Origin of the sequence: Streptosporangium sp. NPDC000509 (assembly GCF_042898365.1) — a bacterium.
Taxonomy (GTDB): Bacteria; Actinomycetota; Actinomycetes; order Streptosporangiales; family Streptosporangiaceae; genus Streptosporangium.
The window spans coordinates 181,031-201,551 of sequence record NZ_JBIAYX010000013.1; the positions used below are offsets into that span (position 1 = coordinate 181,031).

The window sequence follows — 20,521 nt, forward strand, 5'->3', positions numbered from 1 at the left end:
TTCCCTGCCTCGGCGGTGCCGGTGCGTATCCGGCTTGTCCTGACGGCGGCGCCGGCGGATATCCGGCCTGTCCCGGAGGCGGCGCCGGAGGGTTTCCCTGTCCCGGCGAGGGGTGCCCCTGCTCCGGGTACGTGGGCAGGATGAGCGTGTGCGGATAGCCCTGCCCCGGCGGCGACGGGTGTCCCTGCCACGGCGACGCCGGACGGTCTCCCTGCCCCGGCGGTGGATACCCCGGTGGCGGCTGGGGGTGGCCGTGAGCCGCCCACCCGGGCGGCTCCTGAGGTGGTCGCCCCCCTGGTGGAGGGGGTGGTGGAGGATGTTGTCCGTTGCCTGTCACGCCGTCTCCCCGTTACCCCGAGCGTCTGATATGAGCTACAGGTCCGGACTTTTGCCGAATTTGGGGCGTAAGCATACTGATTTATCATCCGTCACGGATGTCGCTGCATTCGATTACATTCCGAAATCATCCGAGGTGATCTCCGCTATGTACCGGACCGATCCAGGGCCCGTGACCTAGCTTCAAACCATGAATCTGCAGCAGCTCCGCTATGTGGTCGCGACGGCGGAGCATCGCACCATGACCGACGCGGCCAGGTCGCTGTACATCGCACAACCTGCCCTTTCCCGTGCGATCAGGGACTTGGAACGAGAGCTCGGGATGACGTTGTTCGCACGTTCCGGACGTGGCGTGGTCGTCACGGCACAGGGACGCCGGGTGGTCAAGCTGGCCCGGGAGGCGCTCGACGCCGTCCGCGAGATCGAGTCACTGTCCACGCACGGCCACGCGTCCGAGGCGGAGCTTCGCATCGCCTCGATACCCAGCCTCGAACCGGGGCTGGCAGGACGCCTCCTCCCCGCGTACACCGCGGAACATCCCGGGGTACGCATTCACATCGTCCGCTGTGACGGGCGGGACGGCGTGGTGAGCGCCATCAGGGACCAACGGGCCGATCTCGGCCTGACGGACCTGCCCGTCCCCACCGATCTGGTCAGCCACCCGCTGGAGCGCCAGGAGATCGTGCTGATCTCCCCGCCCGGCGTGGACCTGCCCGACCCGGTGCCGATGAGGAGACTCAACGGCATGCGGCTGGTGCTGCCGGTTCCCGGCAGTTCCCGGCGCAGGGAGTTCGACGCGCTCTTCGCCAAGCACGGTGTGGCCCCCGTGGTGGCGACGCAGCTCGACGAGCGCGGCAACTGGCTGAGCACCGTCCGTTCGGGTACGGCCTCGATGCTCTGGTACCGGGGGATGGCCGAGCAGGCATCCCGCGCCGGGCTCGTGGTCCGCACCCTCGATCCCTCGGTCCGCCGGGTGATCGCCATCGTTCACGCGCGGCGGCGGCTGCCCGCCATCGCCCAGGAGTTCCTGTCCGTGGCCGAAAGTGGGTCGGCCGCGTAAGGACCCTGTGGTTCGCTGGTTTTCCCAGATTTCCCCCAGAGGCGGCGCAGGTGGGAGCGCCGTCCTCTCCGACACCGGGGCTATAGGCTCGGTCTCGATGACTATCCTGCGCCTGCGTGGCCGTGAGTTCCGGCCCGGCGAGTTCGCGATCATGGCGGTGGTCAACCGCACCCCCGACTCCTTCTTCGACAGGGGAAGGACGTACGGCTTCGCGGCGGCCCTGGAGGCGGTGGACGGTGCCGTCGCGGGAGGCGCGGACATCGTCGACATCGGCGGCGTGAAGGCGGGTCCCGGCGACGAGGTCGATCCCGCCGAGGAGATCCGCCGGGTGGCCGACCTGGTCGCCGAGGTCAGGCGCCGCCATCCCCGGCTCATCGTCAGTGTCGACACCTGGCGCGCCGAGGTCGCCGAGGTCGTCGCCGAGGCGGGCGCGGACCTTCTCAACGACACCTGGGGCGGGGTGGACCCCGAGCTGGCAGGAGTCGCCGCCAGGCACGGCATCGGCCTGGTCTGTGCGCACGCCGGGCGCGTGACCCCGCGCACCCGCCCGCACCGCATCGCCTACGCCGACGTGGTCGCCGACGTCATCGGCTACACCGTCGACCTCGCCGAGCGCGCCGTCGCCGCGGGGGTGCCCAGGGAGTCGGTCCTCATCGACCCGGCGCACGACTTCGGCAAGAACACCTGGCACTCCCTGGAGGTCAGCCGCCGCCTGGACGAGATGGTCGCCACCGGCTGGCCGGTGCTCGTCGCGGTCTCCAACAAGGACTTCGTCGGAGAGACCCTCGGCGGCCTGCCGGTGGACGAACGCCACGCCGGGACCATGGCCACGCTGGCGGTCTCCGCCTGGCAGGGCGCCCGGGTCTTCCGCGTCCACGACGCCGCCTCCGCCCGCGCCGCCCTGGCCACCGTGGAAAGACTGCGCCGGTGACGCCGGTGGATCAGGAATAGATGACGGAGAGGAAGCGGATCAGGATCGCCTCTCGCCGATCGGCGGGAAGGGCGTCGAGAACCGCGTTGACCACGGCCATCTCCGGCTGCCCCGAACCGCCCAGGTCCACCCCGACCGCGGACGCCAGCTCACCGAAGGCGGCGTCGTCGAGCGCGTCCAGGTCCAGGCCCGCCACCAGCTCCACCAGCCCTTCCGGCAGCTTGGCGGGACCCCGCTCTCGCGCGGCCTCCACGGCTTCCGCGATCACTTCCAGCATCGCCTCGACGCCCCGCAGCGTCACCCCGGTCACCGTGATGTGGATGTTGGCCGGGATGCCCGCGTAGGACAGCTGCGGCTGCAGGAACCAGCCGCGTCTCCTCGCCTCGTCCGACAGCACGAACACGTCCACCCCTTCACCGACGGAGTCACCGTGGGAGCCACTGCCGGAGCCTCCGGCGGAGCCGAAGGCGACGAGCGCCGACTCCGGGTCACCGAGTACCCGTAGCCCCGGGATCTTCGCGATGCCCGCGCGGAGCTCGCGGGCCGCCGCCAGGGTGGTGCGCCCGAGCTCCAGATAGCCCTCCCGGCCCAGGGCTTGGAGGGTGGCCCACGCGCCGCCCAGCGGGCCCGCGGACTTCGAACTCTGCACGGTGGCGTTGATCACCGTGTAGCCGGGCCACGACGCCGAGGCGAAGTACGCCCGCCGCCTCATCGCCGGATCGGCGAACAGCACGACCGAGGCGCCCTTCGGGGCGTAGCCGAACTTGTGCAGGTCGCACGAGAGCGACGTGACCCCGGGCACCGACAGGTCGAAGGGCGGGATGTCCGCCCCGGCCTCGCGCAGCCACGGCAGCAGCCACCCGCCCACGCAGGCGTCCACGTGGCACGGCACGCCACGCGCGGCGGCGATTGCGGCGATCCCGGCGACCGGGTCGATCACGCCCTGCGGGTAGGACGGAGCCGAGGCGACCACCAGGACGGTGTCCTCGGTGATCGCGGCCTCGACGTCCGCCGGGGAGGCGCGGAAGGTCACCGGGTCCACCGGCACGGCGTCCACCACGAGCCCCAGGTAGTGCGCGGCCTTGTGGAAGGCCGGGTGCGCGGTCACCGGGACCGCCATCCGGGGGCGTCCCGCGGTCTCCCGCGCGTCCCGTGCCGCCTTCACCGCCAGCATGATCGACTCGGTGCCGCCGCTGGTGAAGATGCCCGACCCGCCGCCGAGCAGCTCGGCGACCGCGCCGACGACCTGTTTCTCCATCTCCACCACGCTGGGGAAGGCCGTCGGGTCGAGGGTATTGACCTCCAGCATCTCGAAGTAGGCCCTGGCCGCGGCCTCGTGCACCTCTGGCCGCCCGGTGTCGTAGACGTACGCGGTCACCTTGCCTCCGCGTACCGGCAGGTCCTCCCGCTTGAGGCGGGTGATCTCGGCCAGCAGTTCCTCGGTGCTGCGGCCCTTGTCAGGCAGGCTCATCGCTCTCCTCGGGGGTACGGCTCGCGCGGGCCGGAAGGGAACGGCCCGCGAGGGCCGCCGGGAAAATGCCAGCATCACACGAATCGACCCGTACGGGGGATACGACGGAGGCCCGTCGCCCGGCCGAGCGGGTGATCCAACGGCCTCGATCAGGACAGCGGAAGCCGTACGACCGCGCGAAGACCCGGGGAGGCGTCCTCCAGATGGACCGCGCCGCCGTGGGCGTGGACCGTCTCGCGCACGATGGCCAGGCCCAGCCCGGCTCCGCCCTCGTCGCGGCTGCGTGAGCTGTCCAGCCGGGTGAACCGGTCGAACACCCGCTCCCGGTCGGCCTCGGGGATGCCCGGCCCGTCGTCGGTGACGGTCAGCACCGCGTCGGCCCCCTCGGTCCGCAGCTCGACCACCACGGGGGCGAAGGTGTGCCGCAGCGCGTTGTCGACCAGGTTGACGAGCACCCGGCCCAGGTCCAGCGCGTCCCCGGTGACCGTGATCGACCTGCTCTCCACCGCGCCGCCGGCGTCGCGGGCCCCGTTCTCCGGCGTGCCTGCGCCGCCGCCGGACACGCCCCCGGTCGCGTCGCCGGTCGCGTCGACGACCGCGCCGCCGGCCGGGGCGGGGCCGCTCTCGGGCGCACCGTCCGGGTCGCCGATGATCCTCACCGTGACGGCCTCGCCGTACCGTTCGACGGTCTGCGGGACGAGCTGGTCCAGCTCCACCGGCTCCCCCCGCGCGGGCGTGCCGCCGCGCTCGTCCAGGCGGGCGAGCGAGAGCAGGTCCTCGGCCAGCCGGGACAGGCGCATGGTGTCCTCGAGCACGCCCTCGGCCGTCTCCCGCCAGTCCTGCCCCTCGGGGTGGCCGAGAGCCACCTCCAACTGGAGCCGGATGCTCGCCAGCGGGCTGCGCAGCTCGTGCGCCGCGTCCGAGACCAGGGCCTGCTGCCGGATGCCCGCCTTCTCCAGCCGGGCCAGCATCGCGTTCAGCGTCGTGGCCAGACTGTGCACCTCGTCGCGCGCCTCGGGCACCGGCAGGCGACGCGAGCGGGCGGTGTCGGTGATCTCGTCCGCACCCCGGCGCAGCGCCGCGATCGGCCTCAGGGTCCCGCCGATGATCACCCAGCTCGCCGCCGCGAGCAGGACCAGCAGCAGTGGCGTGCCGACGATCAGCACGTTCCCCGCCGTGGAGATGCTGGTCTGCACCTCGCTGAAGGAACGCGCCGCGATCACCGTCTGCCCCCGGTCGGCGCTGAGCACCCGGACGCGGAGCAGGTGCGGGATGCCGTACGGCTTGCCGTCCAGGAACCGCGCCTCGCCCTCGCCGATCGCCGCCGCCCGCTGTTCCGCGTCCAGCAGCGGCACCAGCCTGTCGGTGCCGGTGGTCGTGTGGGTGATCCGCCCCGCGCCGTCGATCACCTGCAGGAGAGTGCCGTCCGGCGAGGTCATCTCGTCGGGCAGCCGTCCGGCGTCGGCGAGCGAGACCGTGTCCCTGGCCCGCTGGTAGATCGACTCGTCGATGGTGTCCCGCAGCGCGTTGCCGAGCACGGTGATCATCACGTAGGCCGAGACCACCAGCGCCACCGCCAGCACGGCCGAGGCGACCGCCGTCAGCCGGAAGCGCAGGCTCTTGCGCCGCCACCGGCCGACCGCGCGCCCTCCTCCGTGCGGGCCCGTGCCGGTGTGGGAGCCCGTGCCCGCCTTGGCGGGTGGGTCCCCGAAATCCCGGTGCGCCGGATCAGCCGCCATCGCCGGCCAGCCGGTATCCCGCTCCCCGTACCGTCTGCAGCGCGTTCCGGGAGAACGGCACGTCGATCTTGCGCCGCAGGTAGCCGACGTAGACCTCCACCACGTTGGGATCGGTGTCGAAGGTGTCCCAGACATGCTCCAGGATCTCCGTCTTGGAGACCACCTCGTCGTGGTGGCGGAGCAGGAACTCCAGCAGCGCGAACTCCCTGGGCGTCAGCTCCACCGGCGTCTCCCCCCTGGTGACGCGCCGCCGAGCCGGGTCGAGCTCCAGGTCTCCGGCCCTCAGCACGGCCGGGCGCCGGCTCGCCCCGCGCCGCAGCAGCGCCCTCAGCCTGGCCACCAGCACCACGTACGAGAACGGCTTGGTCAGGTAGTCGTCGGCGCCGAGGTCGAGCCCGTCGGCCATGTCGTACTCGCCGTCCTTGGCCGACAGCATGAGGATCGGAACCCAGTTCTCCTCGGCCCGCAGCTGCTTGCAGACGTTGTAGCCGGAGATCCTGGGCAGCATGATGTCCAGCACCACCACGTCGTAGTCGCCGTGTCTCGCCTGGTGCAGGCCGTCCTCCCCGTCGTGCGCGAGGTCGACCACGAACCCTTCGGCCTGCAGGCCACGCCGCAGGGCGGCGGCCATCCTCCGCTCGTCCTCGACGACGAGAACCCGCATGACTGCCCCTTTCACCGTCCCGACGTGCCCATCCTCGACCACCCGGCCTGAGAGGCGGCTGAGAAGCCTGTGAGCCTTCTCAGTCTGTCTCAGCTTCGGCACAGGCCCCGTCGCGCAGGCTGCTGCTGACAGGGATTGACGGCATACCGTGGAGGAATGAGATGTCTGAGCAAGCGAGACGGGGGCGCGCGGTGAGGTGGGCGGTACCGGTCGCCGCGATCGCGGTGGTCGCCGGAGCCATCGGAGCCGGACCGGTCATCGCCGCCGTCCAGGGGGACCCCGCGCTGCCCGAGCGCACCGCCGAGCAGCTGCTGGCCGACGCCGTCCAGGCGAGCCAGACCGGGCTCAAACCCATGTCGGGCACCGTCGTGCAGACCGCCTCACTCGGGTTGCCGGGGCTGCCCGACGTGGCGGGCATGGGGGGATCCTCGCCCGCGGGCCTGCTCGCGGGCTCGCACGAGCTCAAGGTCTGGTACGGCGGTGAGGACAAGGTCCGCTTCGCCCTCCCGGGGCGGATGAGCGAGACCAACCTGATCGTCAACGGCGACCAGGTGTGGATGTGGCAGAGCGACGCGAACAAGGCCACCCGTATCAAGGTGGGGGAGGCGAAGGACGCCGAGGGCCTCGGGCACGGGGGGCCGGCCGACGGCGCCGCACGCAGCGCGCTGCCCACGGCGGCCACACCGCAGCAGTTCGCCCGGCAGCTGCTGGAGAAGGCCGGGGACGACACCGCGATCAGTGTGACCAACACCGAGAAGGTCGCCGACCGTGCGGCCTACCAGCTCGTCCTCGCGCCCAAGGACGCCTCCTCCCTGGTCAAGGAGGTCAAGGTGGCGCTGGACGGGGAGACCTTCGTCCCGCTGCGGATCCAGGTGTACGCCAGGAGCGCGGCCGAGCCCGCCTTCGAGATCGGCTTCACCTCGGTCACCTTCTCCCCGCCCGCCGCGGAGAACTTCACCTTCACCCCGCCCGCGGGCGCCAAGGTCGAGGAGACGTCGCTCGGCGAGCTCGCCGAGGAGCGCGGGCGGCAGGGGGAGAAGCTCAGGGAAGGTGAGGAGATCAGGAACAAGGCCGAGATCGTCGGCGAAGGCTGGACCACGGTCGCGGTGATCCCCGCCTCCGAGATGCGGAAGCTGACCTCGGCACCACGGGACGAGACCTCACAAGGCGCGGTCGGACAGGACGCCGACGCGATCACCGACGCCCTGCTGAAGTCGGCCAAGCCGATCAGCGGCACGTGGGGCAGCGGCAAGGTCGTCCAGACCAAGCTGGTCTCCGCGCTGCTGACCGACGACGGCCGCCTGCTGGTCGGCGCCGTCACCCCGGAGAAGCTGTCCGAAGCGGCCGGTCGGAAGTGAACACGACGCCGGGAGTCAGGTGTCCGCGCCCGGCTCCCGGCGGGCGTCCTCCGATCCCGTGTGCGGGATCAGGGGGCGTGAACCGGGGACGCCCTCCGGACCACGCGGGCGTTCGGGAGATCAAGCGGATCCGGCGGCCCGTGAACGTCCGGGGCGTGAGATGAGACGGGACGGCCGCGCGGCCGTCCCACGACCGACGAGCAGTGGGGGAGAAGTGCCGATCGTCCAGAACGCGAGAAACGGCGGGGACGGTGAGAACCGGAGCGGCGAGACCTCGGAGAGCGGAGCCGGCGAGGTCAGGGACGACGGGGTGGCCGGGGGCGCCGTGCTGACGGACGAGAGACCGGTGCCGGGTCCCGCCGCCGACGGGGATCTCGCCATCGTCACCAGCGGGCTGACCAAGCGCTTCGGAAGTGGTCAGGTGGCCGTGGACGCCCTCGACCTGGCCGTACCCGGCGGGTCGGTGTTCGGCTTCCTCGGCCCCAACGGCTCGGGAAAGACCACCACGATTCGTATGCTGCTCGGTCTGGTGGCCCCGACGGCGGGGGAGTGGCGGTTGCTCGGCGCGCCGATGCCCTCGGCGGCGGGCGGCGTGCTGCCGAGGGTGGGCGCCCTCGTCGAGGGCCCGGCCTTCTACCCCTACCTGTCGGGCGAGGCCAACCTGCGCCGCTACGACGCCGCCGACCCCTTCGCGGATCCGCGCACGGTCTCGGCCAGGATCGGGTACGCGCTGGAACGGGTGGGCCTCGCCGCCGCGGCGGGCAAGCGCTACCGCGCCTACTCGCTCGGCATGCGCCAGCGGCTGGCCATCGCCGCCGCGCTGCTCGGCCCGAGGGAGTTGCTCATCCTCGACGAGCCGACCAACGGCCTGGACCCGCAGGGCACCCGCGAGGTGCGTGGCCTGGTCAAGGAGATCGCCGCCGAGGGGACGACGGTGTTCGTCTCCTCCCACCTGCTCGCCGAGGTGGAGCAGATGTGCTCCCACATCGCCGTCATGCGAACCGGGCGGCTCGTCGCCCAGGGATCCATCGCCGATCTGCGCGCGCGGGAGACGGTGAGGATCCGGGTGGAGACCCCCGACACCGTCGAGGCGGCGGCCGTGCTGGCGGGGCTCGGCCTGGCGGAGATCCGCCTCGGTGACGGTGAGGTCGGCGCCGCGCTGGGGAGCGGCGCGGCGGAGCGGGTGTGCGCCGCCCTGGTCGCCGACGGCGTCGCCGTCCGCGGCCTCGCCGTCCAGCGACCGAGCCTTGAGGACATGTTCGTGGGCCTGACCGGGGAGGGATTCGATGTCGACGGTTAGCGGTGCCCCTCCGCTCGCGCGGGCGGTGGGCGCCCCTCGGGCGTGGTTGCGGCTGCTCGGCTCGGAGATCGGCCTGATCTTCCGGCGGCCGAGGAACATCGCGATGCTCGCCGTGCTCGCCGTGATCCCGGCGCTGATCGGGGCGGCGCTGCGGATGTTCAGCGGGTCCATGGGGGGAGAGGGAGGCGCCGGCGGCGGGTCGGCGATCTTCGAACAGGTCGCGGGGAACGGGCTCTTCCTCACCTTCGCCGCGTTCTCCGTCCTGGTGCAGCTGTTGCTGCCGGTCACCGTCGCGGTCGTCGCCGGTGACTCGATCGCGGGGGAGGCGGGCATCGGCACGCTGCGCTACCTGCTCGCGGCCCCGGCCGGCCGGACCCGCCTGCTGGCCGTCAAGTACGCCGGCGCGGTCGTCTTCTGCCTGGCCGCCGTCGCCGCGGTGGCGCTGTCCGCGCTGCTCGTCGGCCTGCTGCTGTTCCCCGCGGGGCCGATCACGCTGTTGTCGGGAGGGACGATCCCCTTCCTCGACGGCGTGCTGCGAATCGGTGTCGTGGCGCTGTACGTCACCGCGGGCATGGCCGCGCTGGCCGCCGTCGCGCTGGCGCTGTCGACCTTCACCGAGGTGTCCGTCGGCGCCATCGCCTCGACCGTGGTCGTCGTCATCGTGTCCCAGCTGCTGGGGGTCATCCCGCAGCTGTCGGCGATCCAGCCCTACCTGCTCACCCACTGGTGGAGCGGCTTCGACGGTGTCCTGCGAGATCCGGTGGCCACCGGTGAGATGGGGCAGGGGCTGCTGGTCTTCGCCGCCTACGTCGTCGTCTTCGGCTCCGTCGCCTGGGCGCGCTTCACCGGCAAGGACATCACCGCCTGATCCACCTGATCTCGGACGGCGCCGTCGCCTCCTCCGTGTCGGGGCCCGCGCCGGTCTCCGGGAAAGGTGCGGACGGACGCGGAACGGCCCCGGAAAGCTCCTGGCGGTTTCAAGGGGGCGTCGCGACTCCTCAGATCGAGATGTCGCGACGACCTCGTGAACCCAAGCCTTCCCGGGGCCGTTCCGCGCGCGACCAGAAGACGATCACAAGGTGATCAAAGGATGTTCAGGAGGCGCGCCCGCGGCGCAGGCCGAGAGCACCGACCACGAGCCCGGCGATCCCGAGTACGAGCCCGGCCCCGCCGAGCAGGCGGGCGGTGCCGTCCGAGCTCTCGGCTGAGGCGGCGGGAGCCACGGAGGGTGCCGACGCGGGGGCCGCGGCCGAGGGGGTGGCGGAGGCGACGGCGCCGTGGCCGTCTCCCTCGGCGGAGGCCGGCGTGAGCTTCAGCGTCGGGGCCGGGCGCTCGGGCTCGGAGCCGTCGGCCTTGGGCTCGTCCGCCCACTTCACGACCTCGCCGCCGCTGTAGGTCTGGGTGGTGGGGAAGACGAGCTGGTCGGTGTCGGTGGGCAGGGCTCCCATGGACACCTCGAACTCCTGGAACTGGCCGGGATCGATCTTTCCGCCCGACCAGGTGACCTTCGTGACCGCCTCGGTGAGCTCGCCGTACTCGGTGGTGACCGGTTTGGGGAGCTTGCCCTCGACCACCTTGACCTCCCAGCCGGGCACCGGCTTGACCGAGACGAACGCCAGCGGGTGGTCGGTGGGGAAGGTCACCTCGAGCTTGGTCGTCGAGGCGTCGTCGCGCTCGTTCGGGACCCGGAAGGCGACCTTGGTGAAACCGCCCTGCTGGGCGCTGCCGGGATTGATGGTGACGTGCGCGAGGGCGGGAAGGGCGAGGCCGAGGGTGAGCGCGGTGACACCGGCGGTGACGGCGGCGAGTCGACGGCAGGCATGCGTGAGCGACATGGAGGTTCTCCACTTCGAAAATTCGGGGGGTTGGGGTTTTCCTTGGTCGAGTCAGGCGGCGGGAAGTGGAGGACCGCGCCGGCTGACGAAGTGACGGAGGACGGCACGCGGGAGAACGGGCGTGACCGAGGCGTACGCGGGACGTGGCGGAGCGGCGACGGCCGCCGGGGGCCGCAGCAGCGGGAACATGGCGCCGAGACGCCGCCCGGCCGAACGAAGCAGCGCCCACAGGGCACTCTCGCCGCGGGCCAGCCACCAGCCGGTGACGAGGGTCGCGGTGAGGTGCGCGACAAGCATGCCGAGGCTCTCGCCCAACCCTCTGACGTGCGGATGCGGAAGCGAGATCCCGGTGGCGTCACCGAGGGCGAACACCTCGTGCAGCGACAGCTGCAGGGTGGCGAGCCCGGCACCGATCGCCACCGCCGACCGCTCCCGTCCCGCGAGCAGCGTGGCCATCGCGGTGACCGACGCGCCCGCCGCGGCCACCGCCCACGGCCCCGGCACCGAACCGCCCGCGGCCACGTGGCCGAGGACGGCGAGTGCCAGGCAGACGGCCGAGAAAGCGGCCGCGCGCATGAGGCGTAATGGGAGGCGAGCGCGCATGGTGACCCACATATTCTCACGTTCCGGGGCGTCTGCCGTTTTAATGTTTTTGTCGCTATGGTTGCCGCGACCGTGACAGCTCCTTCGAGCCGAGGTGATGGCGATGCGGCACGTCGCTGGGGTGTTGGTCGGACTGGTCGTGTCGGCCGTTCTCCTCTTCGGTGCGGGCTGGGCCGTGCAGGAGGCGGGGGCGAGCCTGGCGGCTGTTCCCTCGGCGGAGAGCGGTTCGAGGACCTGGATCGCCCTCGGGGTGATGGCCGGGATCGGTCTCCTGGTCGGACTGGTGGTCGCCGGTCGTGTCTCCCCGATGGCGGCCTTCGTCCCGTCGATTGTCCTGCTCGCCTGGACCGTGGTCTACGCCCTGGACGTCAGGCGTGCCATGGGCCTGGTCCCGGACGATCCGACCTTCCACGAGGTGCTCCTGCAGGCCGGTCGCGGCATGGGCCTGTTGCTGACCAGCGGCGTCTACGCACTCCTCGGCATCCTGCTTTTCCTGCCGGTGCTGATGCCCTCCCGCTGGGCACCGCGGTTCCGGGACGACGAGGAGTACGAGGAGGACTACGAAGAAGTCCGATGAGCGTGACCCCTGTCACCGCCGGTGGTGCCCGGCCGGGCTGACCGGGTTCTCCGCGCAGCGGCCCTCCGCGCCGTCGTTCTTCTCGCAGGTGCCCTCTTCGCCGGAGTTCTTCTCGCCGGTGGCACTCCTGGCGGGCGGTGGTGGGGCCTTCGACGTGTCGTCGAACGTGGCCTGCGGGCCGTTCCCGCGCGGCCGCGCGTCCGACAGCGGTAGCCGCAGGACGAACCTCGCCCCTCGCGGCGAGTCCTCGATCAGCAGGGTTCCCCGATGGGCGTGGGCGATGTCGCGGGAGATGGCGAGGCCGAGCCCGCTGCCGCCGGAGTCGCGCAGACGCCCGTCGTCCAGGCGGGTGAAGCGTTCGAAGACGCGCTCGCGATCGGCGGGCGCGATGCCGGCGCCGTCGTCGACCACGGCCACGGCGGCCTCGCCGTCCTCGACGCCGACGAAGACCTCGACGCGGCTGTCGGCGTGCCGTCGCGCGTTGCTCAGAAGGTTGCCCACCACCCGGATCAGCTGGATTCGGGAGCCTCGGACCCATACTCCGTCGGCGGCCTGGACCCGTATCGGCATCCCGGTGCCCTGGGCCGCCTCCTCCTTCACGAGGGCGCCGAGATCGATCGGCTCCTGCGGCGCGGGGTCGGCGGCGCGCAGCCTGGCCAGCTGCAGCAGGTCGTTCACGATCGCCTCCAGCCGGGTGCTGGTCGTGAGCGCGCTCCGGATGGTGTCGCGAGGATCGGTGTCGTCGGGATAGAGCAGTGCCTCCTCCAGTTGCACGCGCAGCCCGGTGATCGGGGTCCTGAGCTCGTGGGAGGCGGTGGAGGCGAAACGGCGCTGTTGTTCCACGGCCTCCTCCAGCCGCGCCAGGGTCTGGTTGGCGGTGCGGGCGAGGAGCGCGAGCTCGTCCTCGCCCGGCGGGACGGGCACCCGCAGGCTCAGGTCGCTCGCCGTGATCTCGGACATTCGCCCGCGTATCGCCGCGACAGGCCGTAGCGTCCGCCCCACGACACACCAGGTCATCCAGGAGGCCAGGGCGAGGAGAACGAGGAGACCCGCGCTGATGAAGTACTCCAGGTGGTTCTTGTGCAGGATCGCCGGCTCCCTGAGGCCCGCGTAGACGACGGGTGAGTCGGTCGCGGCGGAGACCCGGATGGCCATGACCATGAGAGGGCCCTCGGTCAGCTGCTGGAACCGGTCGTCGGGCGGAGGGCGGAAGGAGCTCATCGGCGCCATGCCCATCGCTCCCGTGTTGGAGTTGACGACCACGCCGTTGGCGTTCACCACCTGGACGAGATCGACCGGAGCCGAGACGGGGATCGGATTGGGAAGGGTGCCGAGCCTCGCCATCGCGCTCCACTGGCTCGCGACCTGCTCGGCGTTGCCGAAGGCGTCGTCCTGGAGCCGGTAGCGGATCGCCATGTCGATGCTCGCCCCCACCACGGCGAGGATGACGAGGAGCACCATCGTCGTGATGATCGTGTATCGCGCCTGGATCGAGCGCAGTCGTGATCCCTCCGCGTTTTTCACGACGACGCCGGCGTGGAGAGGCTGCCCAGCAGGTCCAGGGCGTGCGCGGACGGGCTTCCGGGTTCGGCCTGGAAGACGATCAGATTCTGACCGGGGGAGCCGCCGATGGTGAACAGCTCGTACGCGAGTGTCAGGTCACCGACGTCAGGGTGGCGGAGGCGTTTGGTCGCGAGGCTCTCGCTGGACACGTCGTGGCGCGCCCACAGGCTGCGGAAGTCCGCGCTCTTGAACGAGAGTTCGTCGATCAGTTCGGTCAGATACGGATCGTCGAGGTCGGCGCCCGCGACGGCGCGCAGCTGGGCCACCTTGGAGCGGGCGGACTCCTCCCAGTCCCGGTAGAACAGGCGGGAAAAGGGGTTCAGGAAGATCAACCGGAGTAGGTTGTCCCTGTGCTCCAGCCGGTCGTAGAGGGCGTCGCCCATCTGGTTGGCGGCCAGCACGTCCATCCGGCGGCTGGTCACGATCGCCGGGGTACGGGGCCAGCTTCGTATCAGCCGCAGCAGCTCCGGTCTGACCTGGTCCGGCAGGCCCGCGTTCTCCAGCCGTCGCGGCCGGGGGTGCGCCAGCTCGTGCAGGTGCGCCGTGGCGTCGGGACCGAGGTCGAGGACCCGGGCGAGAGCGTGGAGCACTCGATCGGAGGGGTGACGCTCCCTTCCCTGCTCCAGGCGGATGTAGTAGTCGGTGCTGACCCCGGCCAGCATCGCCACCTCTTCCCGGCGCAGCCCCGGGGTCCGCCGATACCCCGACTGGGGGAGCCCTACCTGGTCGGGGACGATGAGTTCGCGCCGGGCGCGCAGGAACTCACCTAGGAGCTTGTCGCTGTCCATGGCATTTACGGTATGTCAGAAACTCTTTGACAAGGTGGCAGTATCACTCCCACGAAAGCTTCCCTCGCCTTGGGGGAATCCCTGTTCAGAGCCGCTTTTGGTAGATCGTTCACGATGGCCGTCCACCCTCGGGCCGATGATCGGCCGACCGTTTCGTCGACCTCCGCCTGAGAGGTTTGTGGCTACGCGCAAGGGATTTCGGCGGCAAAGGGAGGGTGGTGGGTGCCGCCGGAAAGCCGGGTCCACATATGGGGAGACCGTTCCGGTCAAGAGTGCTTCAAGGGCTCACCAGGAGCTGTCCCACGACCTGCGATGATCATTATCTTGTGACAAACATCACATTTAACTCGGCGGGACTTCGTAGTATGCATCTCGGTCGCCAAGCTTCGCTGTCCTGGTCGACATCGAGGTGGTCGGGAAGTCGACGTCCGGAGGGTTTCGCCGGCCGCGTCCAGGTCGTTCGCGGTCTCGTCGAACGCCGGTGTGGCGGGGGTCGCCGTCCCCGCCTTGGTGGCTCTGTGAGGCGAAGGGTGGCGGAGGTCGACCGGCGAGCCGATTCGGGTCGGGGTCGCAGGCGTGATTACGGTCGGTGTGCGGATGTGACGCCAGGGTGACGTGTACTTGCGTGATACGTAGTTGTAATCTTCTCGATATGTTCAATCGCCGATAGAAGCCCATTCTGGGGGGAATGTCCTTTTTTGGAGGTCCCCCATGCACGATGAGATCGATATGGACGTCAGTCCGGCCTATCCCTTCAGCTGGCAGGCCGCAGCCCTCAACGTGATCATGCGTGGCACCTTCAAGCCCATCTCCGACCTACTGCTGAGGAACGACGTCGGCTTCGCCGCGGCCTCCCGCATCGTCGCGCTGGCGGGCAGGGTGCCGTTCCGCCTGCCCGTCCACGTCACCGTCACCCCCGACGAGGCGGGACCGTGCCCGGGGGAGTGGGTACGCGCCGGGGAGGAACTCGACGAGGACAAGGTCCTGCTCTACTTCCACGGCGGAGGCTACTTCGCCTGCTCCCCGGTGACCCACCGGCCGATCACCTGGCGCCTGGCGGCCGCGACCCGGCGCCCCGTACTGGCGGTCGACTACCGCCAGGGGCCCGTCCACCGGCCGGCCGAGGCCCTTGAGGACGCGATCGCCGCCTACCAATGTCTCCTGGAGAACGGGTACGACCCCGCCGACGTCGTCTTCAGCGGGGATTCCGCCGGAGGCCACCTCACCCTCGCCACGCTCCTGGCGCTCCGAGACCGGGAGATGCCGCTGCCGTCCGCCGCCGTGTGCCTCTCCCCGTGGGCGGATCTCACCGGCGCGCCCCGCAAGGTCAACCGGCTGCTCGACCCGATGATCCCGGCCGGTCGCGTCGACTGGCTCGCCCGCCGCTGGACCGCGGGCCTCGACCCCCACGACCCCCTGCTCTCCCCGGTCCTCGGCGACTACACCGGCCTGCCCCCGCTGATGGTCGTCACCGGCTCCACCGAGGTCCTGCGCGACGAGGGCCGCCGCGTGGCCGAGCGGGCCCGCACCGCGGGGGTGCCGGTCACGTACGAGGAGTGGCCCCGCATGCCGCACGTCTTCCCCATCCTCGCCGACGTCGTCCCCGAGGCCCGCGAGGTGTATCCGCACATCGCCCGCTTCCTCGACGCGGCCCAGGACCTCCCGCCCGTCCTTGACGGCTCGAAGCGGAGGCGCGCGATGCCGGACCTCACCGCGTCGGATCTCTCCGTACCGGACCTTCTCCCGTCGGGGCTTTCCGTTCCCGACCTTTCCGCGCCGGATCTCACTCCCGAGGACACCGCTCCGGCGCTCCGCGAGCGAGCAGTGCCTCCGGGGCGCCCAGGACGCCCAGGACGCTCCGGATCCGCCGCCGCCTGAGACGCGGCGCCCGCGACAGGCCGCGGGCCTTCCGCGCTGGTCACACCGTTCCACCACGTCCCAAGGGCATCCCGCACACCACGGATTTCTTACCCTGAGGGATCATTCGCCTTACCTCTCATACCCCTTCTGGCCGGTCGGGGGCGAAGGACGCTCGAATCCCGCCACAGTGTGCTTGCCGGTAGCCCGCGCACGAGAGGCTCAACGAGGATGGCACGTGGGGGAGCAGGTCCTGGAAACGGCATGCCGACCGGTGTGCGGCCGCTGACCGTCGGAGACCCGATCGGCATCGGCCGCTACCTTCTGCTCGGCCGCCTCGGGGTGGGTGGGATGGGCATCGTCTATCTGGCCGAGCATCCGCAGGGTGGGGTGGTGGCGCTCAAGACGCCGCATCCGGTGCATCTCAACGATGCCACGCTCCGCGCCCGTTTCGCGGAAGAAGTGCGATTCTCCCGAAGAGTGGTGCCTTTCTGTACCGCCGCGGTGATCGAGGACGGCATCGACGGGAACCGTCCCTACCTGGTGTCGGAGTACGTTCCCGGCCCCGCGCTCTCCCAGGTGGTCTCCGCGTACGGCCCCCTCACCCCCGATCTGGCGTACGGTGTCGCCCTGGGGGTGGCCGCCGCGCTGGTGGCGGTGCACGAGGCGGGGCTGGTCCACCGCGACCTCAAGCCCGGCAACGTGCTGCTGTCGGACACCGGTCCCCGGGTGATCGACTTCGGTATCGCGAGGGACGTCGACGTGCTCGCCGCGCACACGCAGGCCGGGCAGGTCATGGGCAGCCCAGGCTGGGTCGCCCCCGAACGGCTCACCGGAGGGCTCGCGATGCCCGCCTCCGACGTCTTCGCCTGGGGCTGCCTGATCGCCTACGCCGCCGGCGGCCACCACCCCTTCGGCGCGGGGGAGGCGGACACGCTGACCCGGCGCATCCTGGTCGAGCCGCCGAGGGTGGCCTCGGTTCCCGCCCTGCTACGCCCGGCCGTCGAGGCGTCCCTGGACAAGAACCCCGCGGAACGACCCGGTGCGGCCGACCTGCTCGGAGCGCTGCTCGCCGCGGGCGGCGTGGGCGATCCCTGGGACCTGCGCGAGGCGGTCGCGGAGGTGCTGGCGGAGATCTGGACACCGGTGCCCCGCACCCCGGGAGCCGGGAGGGTGCGGCTTGAGGCCCCGCCATCACCGCAGTCGCCGTCGTCGCGTCTGTCGCACGCGTTCGCCCGGTCCTCCCCGCCCTTCCGTACGCATGACGAGCCCTCGGTCCCGGTGGAGATCTCCGGCAAGAGGGCCCGCAGGGCCGCGCGCAAGGGTGCGCACCTGGCGCAGGCCGGCTTCGCGGCGCTCGCCACGGTCTCCATGGCGGCGGTCACCGTGGCCGCGGCGACCGGTGGTGGCGGTTCCGGTTCGGACGGCGGCTTCGATGTCCCCGAGTCGGTGCCGCTGGTTCTCCCCGCCGAGGGCACTCCCACGGCTTCCATCTTCCACGCCGCCACCCGCCCACCCCCCGGCACGCCGCGGGACCGGACGCCGACCACCCCCTCCACTGTGGAGATCACCACCACCAGGACCGTCTCACCGCCCACCACGAGCTACGACGGCAGCGACGGACGGCGGGAACCGGCGCCCGAACGCCCGCGCGGCCCCGGTGGCTCCGGCGACTCGCCCGACGACGGCGACGACCCGCGCGACTGCGCGGACACGACCGCCAGGGGCAAGGGCAGGGCGAGGGACTGCCCGACGGCCTCGGACGATCCCAGGCCCTCGGGCGGCACCAAGCCCTCCTTCACCCAGATCCCGCAGACGGGCGACGGTGAGAGCCCGATCCCGACCCCCACCGTCCCCGCCCCCTCGGGGACGACCATCACTCCGCACCCCACCCCGGGCCCGTCCATACAGATGGGCTGAGACCCGCTTTGCGGGCGATGGACGGGAAGGTATCGGTGCATCGGTTAAAGTGAGCGCCGCGAATCGACGCGGAGGGGGATACCGATGGGCGAGCCTGTGTCCGGTGCGGTGGAGTTGAGCGGCGTCGGGGTCCGGGTGGTCGGCCGTACCCTGCTGGAAGGCATCGACTGGCGGGTCGGATACGGAGAGCACTGGGTGGTGCTCGGCCCCAACGGGGCGGGAAAGACCACGCTGCTCTCGTTGGCCGCCGCCGTGCGCCACCCCACCGAGGGGGCCGTCACCGTGCTCGGCCAGCGGCTGGGCCGGGTCGACCTTCGCGAGCTGCGCCGCCACATCGGTCTCGTCGCGGCCAGCCAGCGGCTCGTCGACGAGGAACTGCTGGAGGAGGAGGGGGCCACCGCCCACACCGTCGTGCTGACCGGCCACACCGGGACCAGTGCCCCGCTCTGGGACCGCTACGGCCCCGCCGAGCACGAGCGCGCCTACCACCTGCTCGCCGACCTGGGCTGCAAGGACCTCGCGGACCGGCCTTTCCGTGTCTGCTCCCAGGGGGAGCGCGCCCGCGTCCGCGTCGCCAGGGCGCTGATGTCCGAGCCGGTGATCCTGCTGCTCGACGAGCCGTTCGCCGGGCTGGACCTGCCCGCCCGCGAGGATCTGATCACCGCGGTGGAGGACCTGGCGGAGGTCCGCCCGGCGCTGACCACGGTCACCGTCACCCACCACCTGGAGGAGGTCCCGGCCACCACGACCCACGCCCTGCTGATGCGCGACGCCCGCGTCCAGGTGGGCGGTCCGGTGGCGGAGATCCTGACCGCGGAGAACCTTTCCGAGTGCTTCGGGCGTCCGCTGCGCGTCGACCACTTCGACGGCCGCTGGGCCGCCCGCGCGGTCCGCGGCGGGTACCGCGCGGGGTGATCTGCGGAAAAGCGGTGTTATGCGGGTGATCTTCCCGCTACGGTGTCACCCATGGCGACCAAGTTGAACCAGATCCTCGCCGTGGAGAAGGGCGTCAAGTCCGACACCCAGCGCAAGGTGACCGACGCTTACCACACGATCCAGAAGAACGCCCTGCTGTCGGGTCTCTCACGGACCTACCAGCCCATCGACGACGAGGGCGAGCAACTGCCCCCGGAGTCGACCCGGGTGCAGGTGCAGGGTGAGGATCTGCTCAAGCAGGTGGGCGCCGCGCTCACCCGGCTGTTCGACGTCACCGCCACCAAGGACTGGGCCAACTGCTCGGCGAGGGCCGACATCAAGGTCGACGGCTCCACCCTCCTGGAGGACGTGCCCGTCACCTACCTGCTGTTCCTGGAGAAGCAGCTGGTCGACCTGCACACCTTCATCGCCAAGCTGCCCGTCCTGGACGCCGCCGAGGCGTGGACGCTGGACCAGTCGACCGACTGCTGGCGGACCGAGCCGGTCAAGACGACCCGTACCAAGAAGGTGCCCCGCAACCACGTCAAGGCGGAGGCGACCGACAAGCATCCGGCCCAGGTCGAGGTCTACCACGAGGACATCGTCGTCGGCTTCTGGACCAAGGTCACCTTCTCGGGAGCCGTGCCCCAGAAGCGGGTGAACGAGCTCCTGGAGCGGGTCGGCAGGCTGCAGAACGCGGTGAAGTTCGCCCGTGAGGAGGCGAACGGCACCGAGATCACCTACCAGCGCGTCGGTGAGAAGGTGCTGGGCTACGTTCTCGGGTAAGATCACAGGACTCCCCGTTGGAGCACGGGGATGCGCGAAAGCGCGAAAGCTGAAACTGAACCGTCAGACTGACACGCGGTCACAGTGGGGGTTCGAGTCCCTCTCCCGGCACCGTCGAGCCGGGATGGCCCAACTGGCAGAGGCAGCCGCTCACGCTCAGACTCTCGCTCCAGATTCAGCATTCGCCGCCGGGCGCCGGATCGAACGGATGCGGGCGACGAGGTCGAGTGCGGGTTCGAATCCCGCTGGGTGCTCCACATGCGCCCATAACTTAACGGCAGAGTGCGACCTCATCATGAGTGACCCGGGTCCTTAAACGTGCCGGTGCCCCGACATGGCGGCACTCCAGGCCCTCGGGGAATGGATACTTCCCCGGGGGCCGCCGTCCTCCCGATGTCGCCCTTGGCTCCGCCCACGTCTCGGGTGAGGCCCCGGACGGTCTGCGCGGGCACGAGGAGGCCGGTCGGTGCGTAGGGTCCGGGAAGGTCAGTCCTTCTTGCGCTGGCGGATCAGGCCCATGAACCCCGGGCTGGGCTTGAACTTCGCCGTCCAGGTCTCCGCGATCTCCAGCGGTTCCCCGGTCTGCGGGTTGCGTCCGGTCCGTGCGGGCTTGTGGACGATCTCGAAGGACCCGAACCCGGGAATCGCCACCTTGTCCTCGGCCGCCACGGCCGTCTGGATCGTCCCCAGGATCGCGTCGAGAGCCGCGGCCGTCTGCCTCCGGGTGAGCCCGGCCTCGGCGGCGGCCTTCTCGATCAGCTCGCGCTTGTTCATAGGGAACAGTTAACGCCATCACCACCGGGTGAATCGAGCCCCGT

18 protein-coding genes and 1 tRNA gene are annotated in these 20,521 nt (G+C 71.0%); 11 read left to right on the top strand and 8 right to left on the bottom strand.

Features of this window, described 5'->3' with window-relative positions; all coding sequences use genetic code 11:
* Positions 1 to 526: 526 nt before the first annotated feature.
* Positions 527 to 1,396, top strand: a complete 870-nt coding sequence (locus ACFY3D_RS24320; RefSeq protein ID WP_362903048.1) for a LysR family transcriptional regulator — start codon at positions 527 to 529, stop codon at positions 1,394 to 1,396.
* A gap of 97 nt (positions 1,397 to 1,493) precedes the next feature.
* Positions 1,494 to 2,327 carry a dihydropteroate synthase gene (gene folP, locus ACFY3D_RS24325; RefSeq protein WP_350949203.1) on the top strand — a complete coding sequence of 278 codons (834 nt, stop codon included), beginning with the start codon at positions 1,494 to 1,496 and terminating at the stop codon, positions 2,325 to 2,327.
* 10 nt (positions 2,328 to 2,337) lie between these two features.
* Here folP and ACFY3D_RS24330 read toward each other — a convergent pair whose 3' ends face one another.
* The 3 genes from ACFY3D_RS24330 to ACFY3D_RS24340 form a co-directional block, all read right to left on the bottom strand.
* On the bottom strand, positions 2,338 to 3,798 hold the full coding sequence (locus ACFY3D_RS24330) for a pyridoxal phosphate-dependent decarboxylase family protein (RefSeq protein ID WP_389982903.1): 1,461 nt from the start codon (positions 3,796 to 3,798) through the stop codon (positions 2,338 to 2,340).
* Positions 3,799 to 3,947: 149 nt separating this feature from the next.
* Positions 3,948 to 5,537, bottom strand: coding sequence for a sensor histidine kinase (locus tag ACFY3D_RS24335; RefSeq protein WP_389982906.1), 1,590 nt, complete (start codon positions 5,535 to 5,537; stop codon positions 3,948 to 3,950).
* Positions 5,527 to 6,201, bottom strand: a complete 675-nt coding sequence (locus ACFY3D_RS24340) for a response regulator transcription factor (protein ID WP_350949200.1) — start codon at positions 6,199 to 6,201, stop codon at positions 5,527 to 5,529. Before ACFY3D_RS24340 ends, ACFY3D_RS24335 begins: the two co-directional genes overlap by 11 nt.
* A gap of 161 nt (positions 6,202 to 6,362) precedes the next feature.
* On the opposite strand from ACFY3D_RS24340, the gene ACFY3D_RS24345 reads away from it, so the two are divergent.
* The 3 genes from ACFY3D_RS24345 to ACFY3D_RS24355 all read left to right on the top strand — a co-directional run bounded on the left by ACFY3D_RS24345 (position 6,363) and on the right by ACFY3D_RS24355 (position 9,727).
* Positions 6,363 to 7,559 carry an outer membrane lipoprotein carrier protein LolA gene (locus ACFY3D_RS24345; protein ID WP_389982909.1) on the top strand — a complete coding sequence of 399 codons (1,197 nt, stop codon included), beginning with the start codon at positions 6,363 to 6,365 and terminating at the stop codon, positions 7,557 to 7,559.
* Positions 7,560 to 7,773: 214 nt separating this feature from the next.
* Positions 7,774 to 8,859 (top strand): ATP-binding cassette domain-containing protein, encoded by a 1,086-nt coding sequence (locus ACFY3D_RS24350; RefSeq protein ID WP_389982912.1) that lies wholly within the window; start codon positions 7,774 to 7,776, stop codon positions 8,857 to 8,859.
* Positions 8,846 to 9,727: an ABC transporter permease gene (locus ACFY3D_RS24355; protein WP_389982915.1), complete on the top strand. Its 882-nt coding sequence runs from the start codon at positions 8,846 to 8,848 to the stop codon at positions 9,725 to 9,727. Before ACFY3D_RS24350 ends, ACFY3D_RS24355 begins: the two co-directional genes overlap by 14 nt.
* 226 nt (positions 9,728 to 9,953) lie before the next feature.
* On the opposite strand, the gene ACFY3D_RS24360 is transcribed toward ACFY3D_RS24355, so the two are convergent.
* Positions 9,954 to 10,694: a YcnI family protein gene (locus ACFY3D_RS24360; protein ID WP_389982918.1), complete on the bottom strand. Its 741-nt coding sequence runs from the start codon at positions 10,692 to 10,694 to the stop codon at positions 9,954 to 9,956.
* Positions 10,695 to 10,745: 51 nt separating this feature from the next.
* Complete coding sequence (locus ACFY3D_RS24365; protein WP_389982921.1) at positions 10,746 to 11,270, bottom strand: MFS transporter; 525 nt, start codon at positions 11,268 to 11,270, stop codon at positions 10,746 to 10,748.
* A gap of 130 nt (positions 11,271 to 11,400) precedes the next feature.
* Here ACFY3D_RS24365 and ACFY3D_RS24370 point away from each other — a divergent pair, with 130 nt between their 5' ends.
* The gene (locus ACFY3D_RS24370; protein WP_350949110.1) at positions 11,401 to 11,874 is read left to right on the top strand and encodes a hypothetical protein; all 474 of its coding nucleotides are present in this window, start codon (positions 11,401 to 11,403) and stop codon (positions 11,872 to 11,874) included.
* 12 nt (positions 11,875 to 11,886) lie between these two features.
* Here ACFY3D_RS24370 and ACFY3D_RS24375 read toward each other — a convergent pair whose 3' ends face one another.
* Together ACFY3D_RS24375 and ACFY3D_RS24380 are read right to left on the bottom strand one after the other, a co-directional pair.
* Positions 11,887 to 13,335, bottom strand: a complete 1,449-nt coding sequence (locus tag ACFY3D_RS24375) for an ATP-binding protein (RefSeq protein WP_389982924.1) — start codon at positions 13,333 to 13,335, stop codon at positions 11,887 to 11,889.
* Between the two features lie 59 nt (positions 13,336 to 13,394).
* A complete protein-coding gene (locus tag ACFY3D_RS24380) occupies positions 13,395 to 14,225 on the bottom strand; it encodes a helix-turn-helix transcriptional regulator (RefSeq protein ID WP_389982927.1) in 831 nt (276 codons plus the stop codon).
* Between the two features lie 729 nt (positions 14,226 to 14,954).
* Between ACFY3D_RS24380 and ACFY3D_RS24385 the strand changes: the two genes are divergently transcribed.
* The 5 genes from ACFY3D_RS24385 to ACFY3D_RS24405 all read left to right on the top strand — a co-directional run bounded on the left by ACFY3D_RS24385 (position 14,955) and on the right by ACFY3D_RS24405 (position 19,960).
* Complete coding sequence (locus ACFY3D_RS24385) at positions 14,955 to 16,103, top strand: alpha/beta hydrolase (RefSeq protein WP_389982930.1); 1,149 nt, start codon at positions 14,955 to 14,957, stop codon at positions 16,101 to 16,103.
* A 243-nt stretch (positions 16,104 to 16,346) separates the two neighbouring features.
* On the top strand, positions 16,347 to 18,002 hold the full coding sequence (locus ACFY3D_RS24390) for a protein kinase (RefSeq protein WP_389982933.1): 1,656 nt from the start codon (positions 16,347 to 16,349) through the stop codon (positions 18,000 to 18,002).
* Positions 18,003 to 18,086: 84 nt separating this feature from the next.
* Positions 18,087 to 18,917 (top strand): ABC transporter ATP-binding protein, encoded by an 831-nt coding sequence (locus ACFY3D_RS24395; protein WP_389982936.1) that lies wholly within the window; start codon positions 18,087 to 18,089, stop codon positions 18,915 to 18,917.
* Between the two features lie 51 nt (positions 18,918 to 18,968).
* Positions 18,969 to 19,703 (top strand): hypothetical protein, encoded by a 735-nt coding sequence (locus tag ACFY3D_RS24400; protein WP_350949102.1) that lies wholly within the window; start codon positions 18,969 to 18,971, stop codon positions 19,701 to 19,703.
* A 124-nt stretch (positions 19,704 to 19,827) separates the two neighbouring features.
* Positions 19,828 to 19,960: transfer RNA gene (locus tag ACFY3D_RS24405), tRNA-OTHER, on the top strand.
* 229 nt (positions 19,961 to 20,189) lie between these two features.
* Here the strand turns inward: ACFY3D_RS24405 and ACFY3D_RS24410 are convergent.
* A complete protein-coding gene (locus ACFY3D_RS24410; protein WP_030909250.1) occupies positions 20,190 to 20,477 on the bottom strand; it encodes an HU family DNA-binding protein in 288 nt (95 codons plus the stop codon).
* Positions 20,478 to 20,521 lie beyond the last annotated feature (44 nt).

What these genes read in the sequence shown, in the direction of transcription:
- ACFY3D_RS24345 (WP_389982909.1), top strand. Translation starts at nt 6,363, where the DNA reads ATGTCTGAGCAAGCGAGACGGGGGCGCGCGGTGAGGTGGGCGGTACCG.
- ACFY3D_RS24395 (WP_389982936.1), top strand. Translation starts at nt 18,087, where the DNA reads ATGGGCGAGCCTGTGTCCGGTGCGGTGGAGTTGAGCGGCGTCGGGGTC.
- ACFY3D_RS24365 (WP_389982921.1), bottom strand. Translation starts at nt 11,270, where the DNA reads ATGCGCGCGGCCGCTTTCTCGGCCGTCTGCCTGGCACTCGCCGTCCTC.
- ACFY3D_RS24400 (WP_350949102.1), top strand. Translation starts at nt 18,969, where the DNA reads ATGGCGACCAAGTTGAACCAGATCCTCGCCGTGGAGAAGGGCGTCAAG.
- ACFY3D_RS24375 (WP_389982924.1), bottom strand. Translation starts at nt 13,335, where the DNA reads ATGGTGCTCCTCGTCATCCTCGCCGTGGTGGGGGCGAGCATCGACATG.
- ACFY3D_RS24410 (WP_030909250.1), bottom strand. Translation starts at nt 20,477, where the DNA reads ATGAACAAGCGCGAGCTGATCGAGAAGGCCGCCGCCGAGGCCGGGCTC.
- ACFY3D_RS24385 (WP_389982930.1), top strand. Translation starts at nt 14,955, where the DNA reads ATGGACGTCAGTCCGGCCTATCCCTTCAGCTGGCAGGCCGCAGCCCTC.
- ACFY3D_RS24340 (WP_350949200.1), bottom strand. Translation starts at nt 6,201, where the DNA reads ATGCGGGTTCTCGTCGTCGAGGACGAGCGGAGGATGGCCGCCGCCCTG.
- ACFY3D_RS24360 (WP_389982918.1), bottom strand. Translation starts at nt 10,694, where the DNA reads ATGTCGCTCACGCATGCCTGCCGTCGACTCGCCGCCGTCACCGCCGGT.
- ACFY3D_RS24390 (WP_389982933.1), top strand. Translation starts at nt 16,347, where the DNA reads ATGCCGACCGGTGTGCGGCCGCTGACCGTCGGAGACCCGATCGGCATC.
- ACFY3D_RS24370 (WP_350949110.1), top strand. Translation starts at nt 11,401, where the DNA reads ATGCGGCACGTCGCTGGGGTGTTGGTCGGACTGGTCGTGTCGGCCGTT.
- ACFY3D_RS24355 (WP_389982915.1), top strand. Translation starts at nt 8,846, where the DNA reads ATGTCGACGGTTAGCGGTGCCCCTCCGCTCGCGCGGGCGGTGGGCGCC.
- ACFY3D_RS24380 (WP_389982927.1), bottom strand. Translation starts at nt 14,225, where the DNA reads ATGGACAGCGACAAGCTCCTAGGTGAGTTCCTGCGCGCCCGGCGCGAA.
- ACFY3D_RS24335 (WP_389982906.1), bottom strand. Translation starts at nt 5,537, where the DNA reads ATGGCGGCTGATCCGGCGCACCGGGATTTCGGGGACCCACCCGCCAAG.
- ACFY3D_RS24320 (WP_362903048.1), top strand. Translation starts at nt 527, where the DNA reads ATGAATCTGCAGCAGCTCCGCTATGTGGTCGCGACGGCGGAGCATCGC.
- folP (WP_350949203.1), top strand. Translation starts at nt 1,494, where the DNA reads ATGACTATCCTGCGCCTGCGTGGCCGTGAGTTCCGGCCCGGCGAGTTC.
- ACFY3D_RS24330 (WP_389982903.1), bottom strand. Translation starts at nt 3,798, where the DNA reads ATGAGCCTGCCTGACAAGGGCCGCAGCACCGAGGAACTGCTGGCCGAG.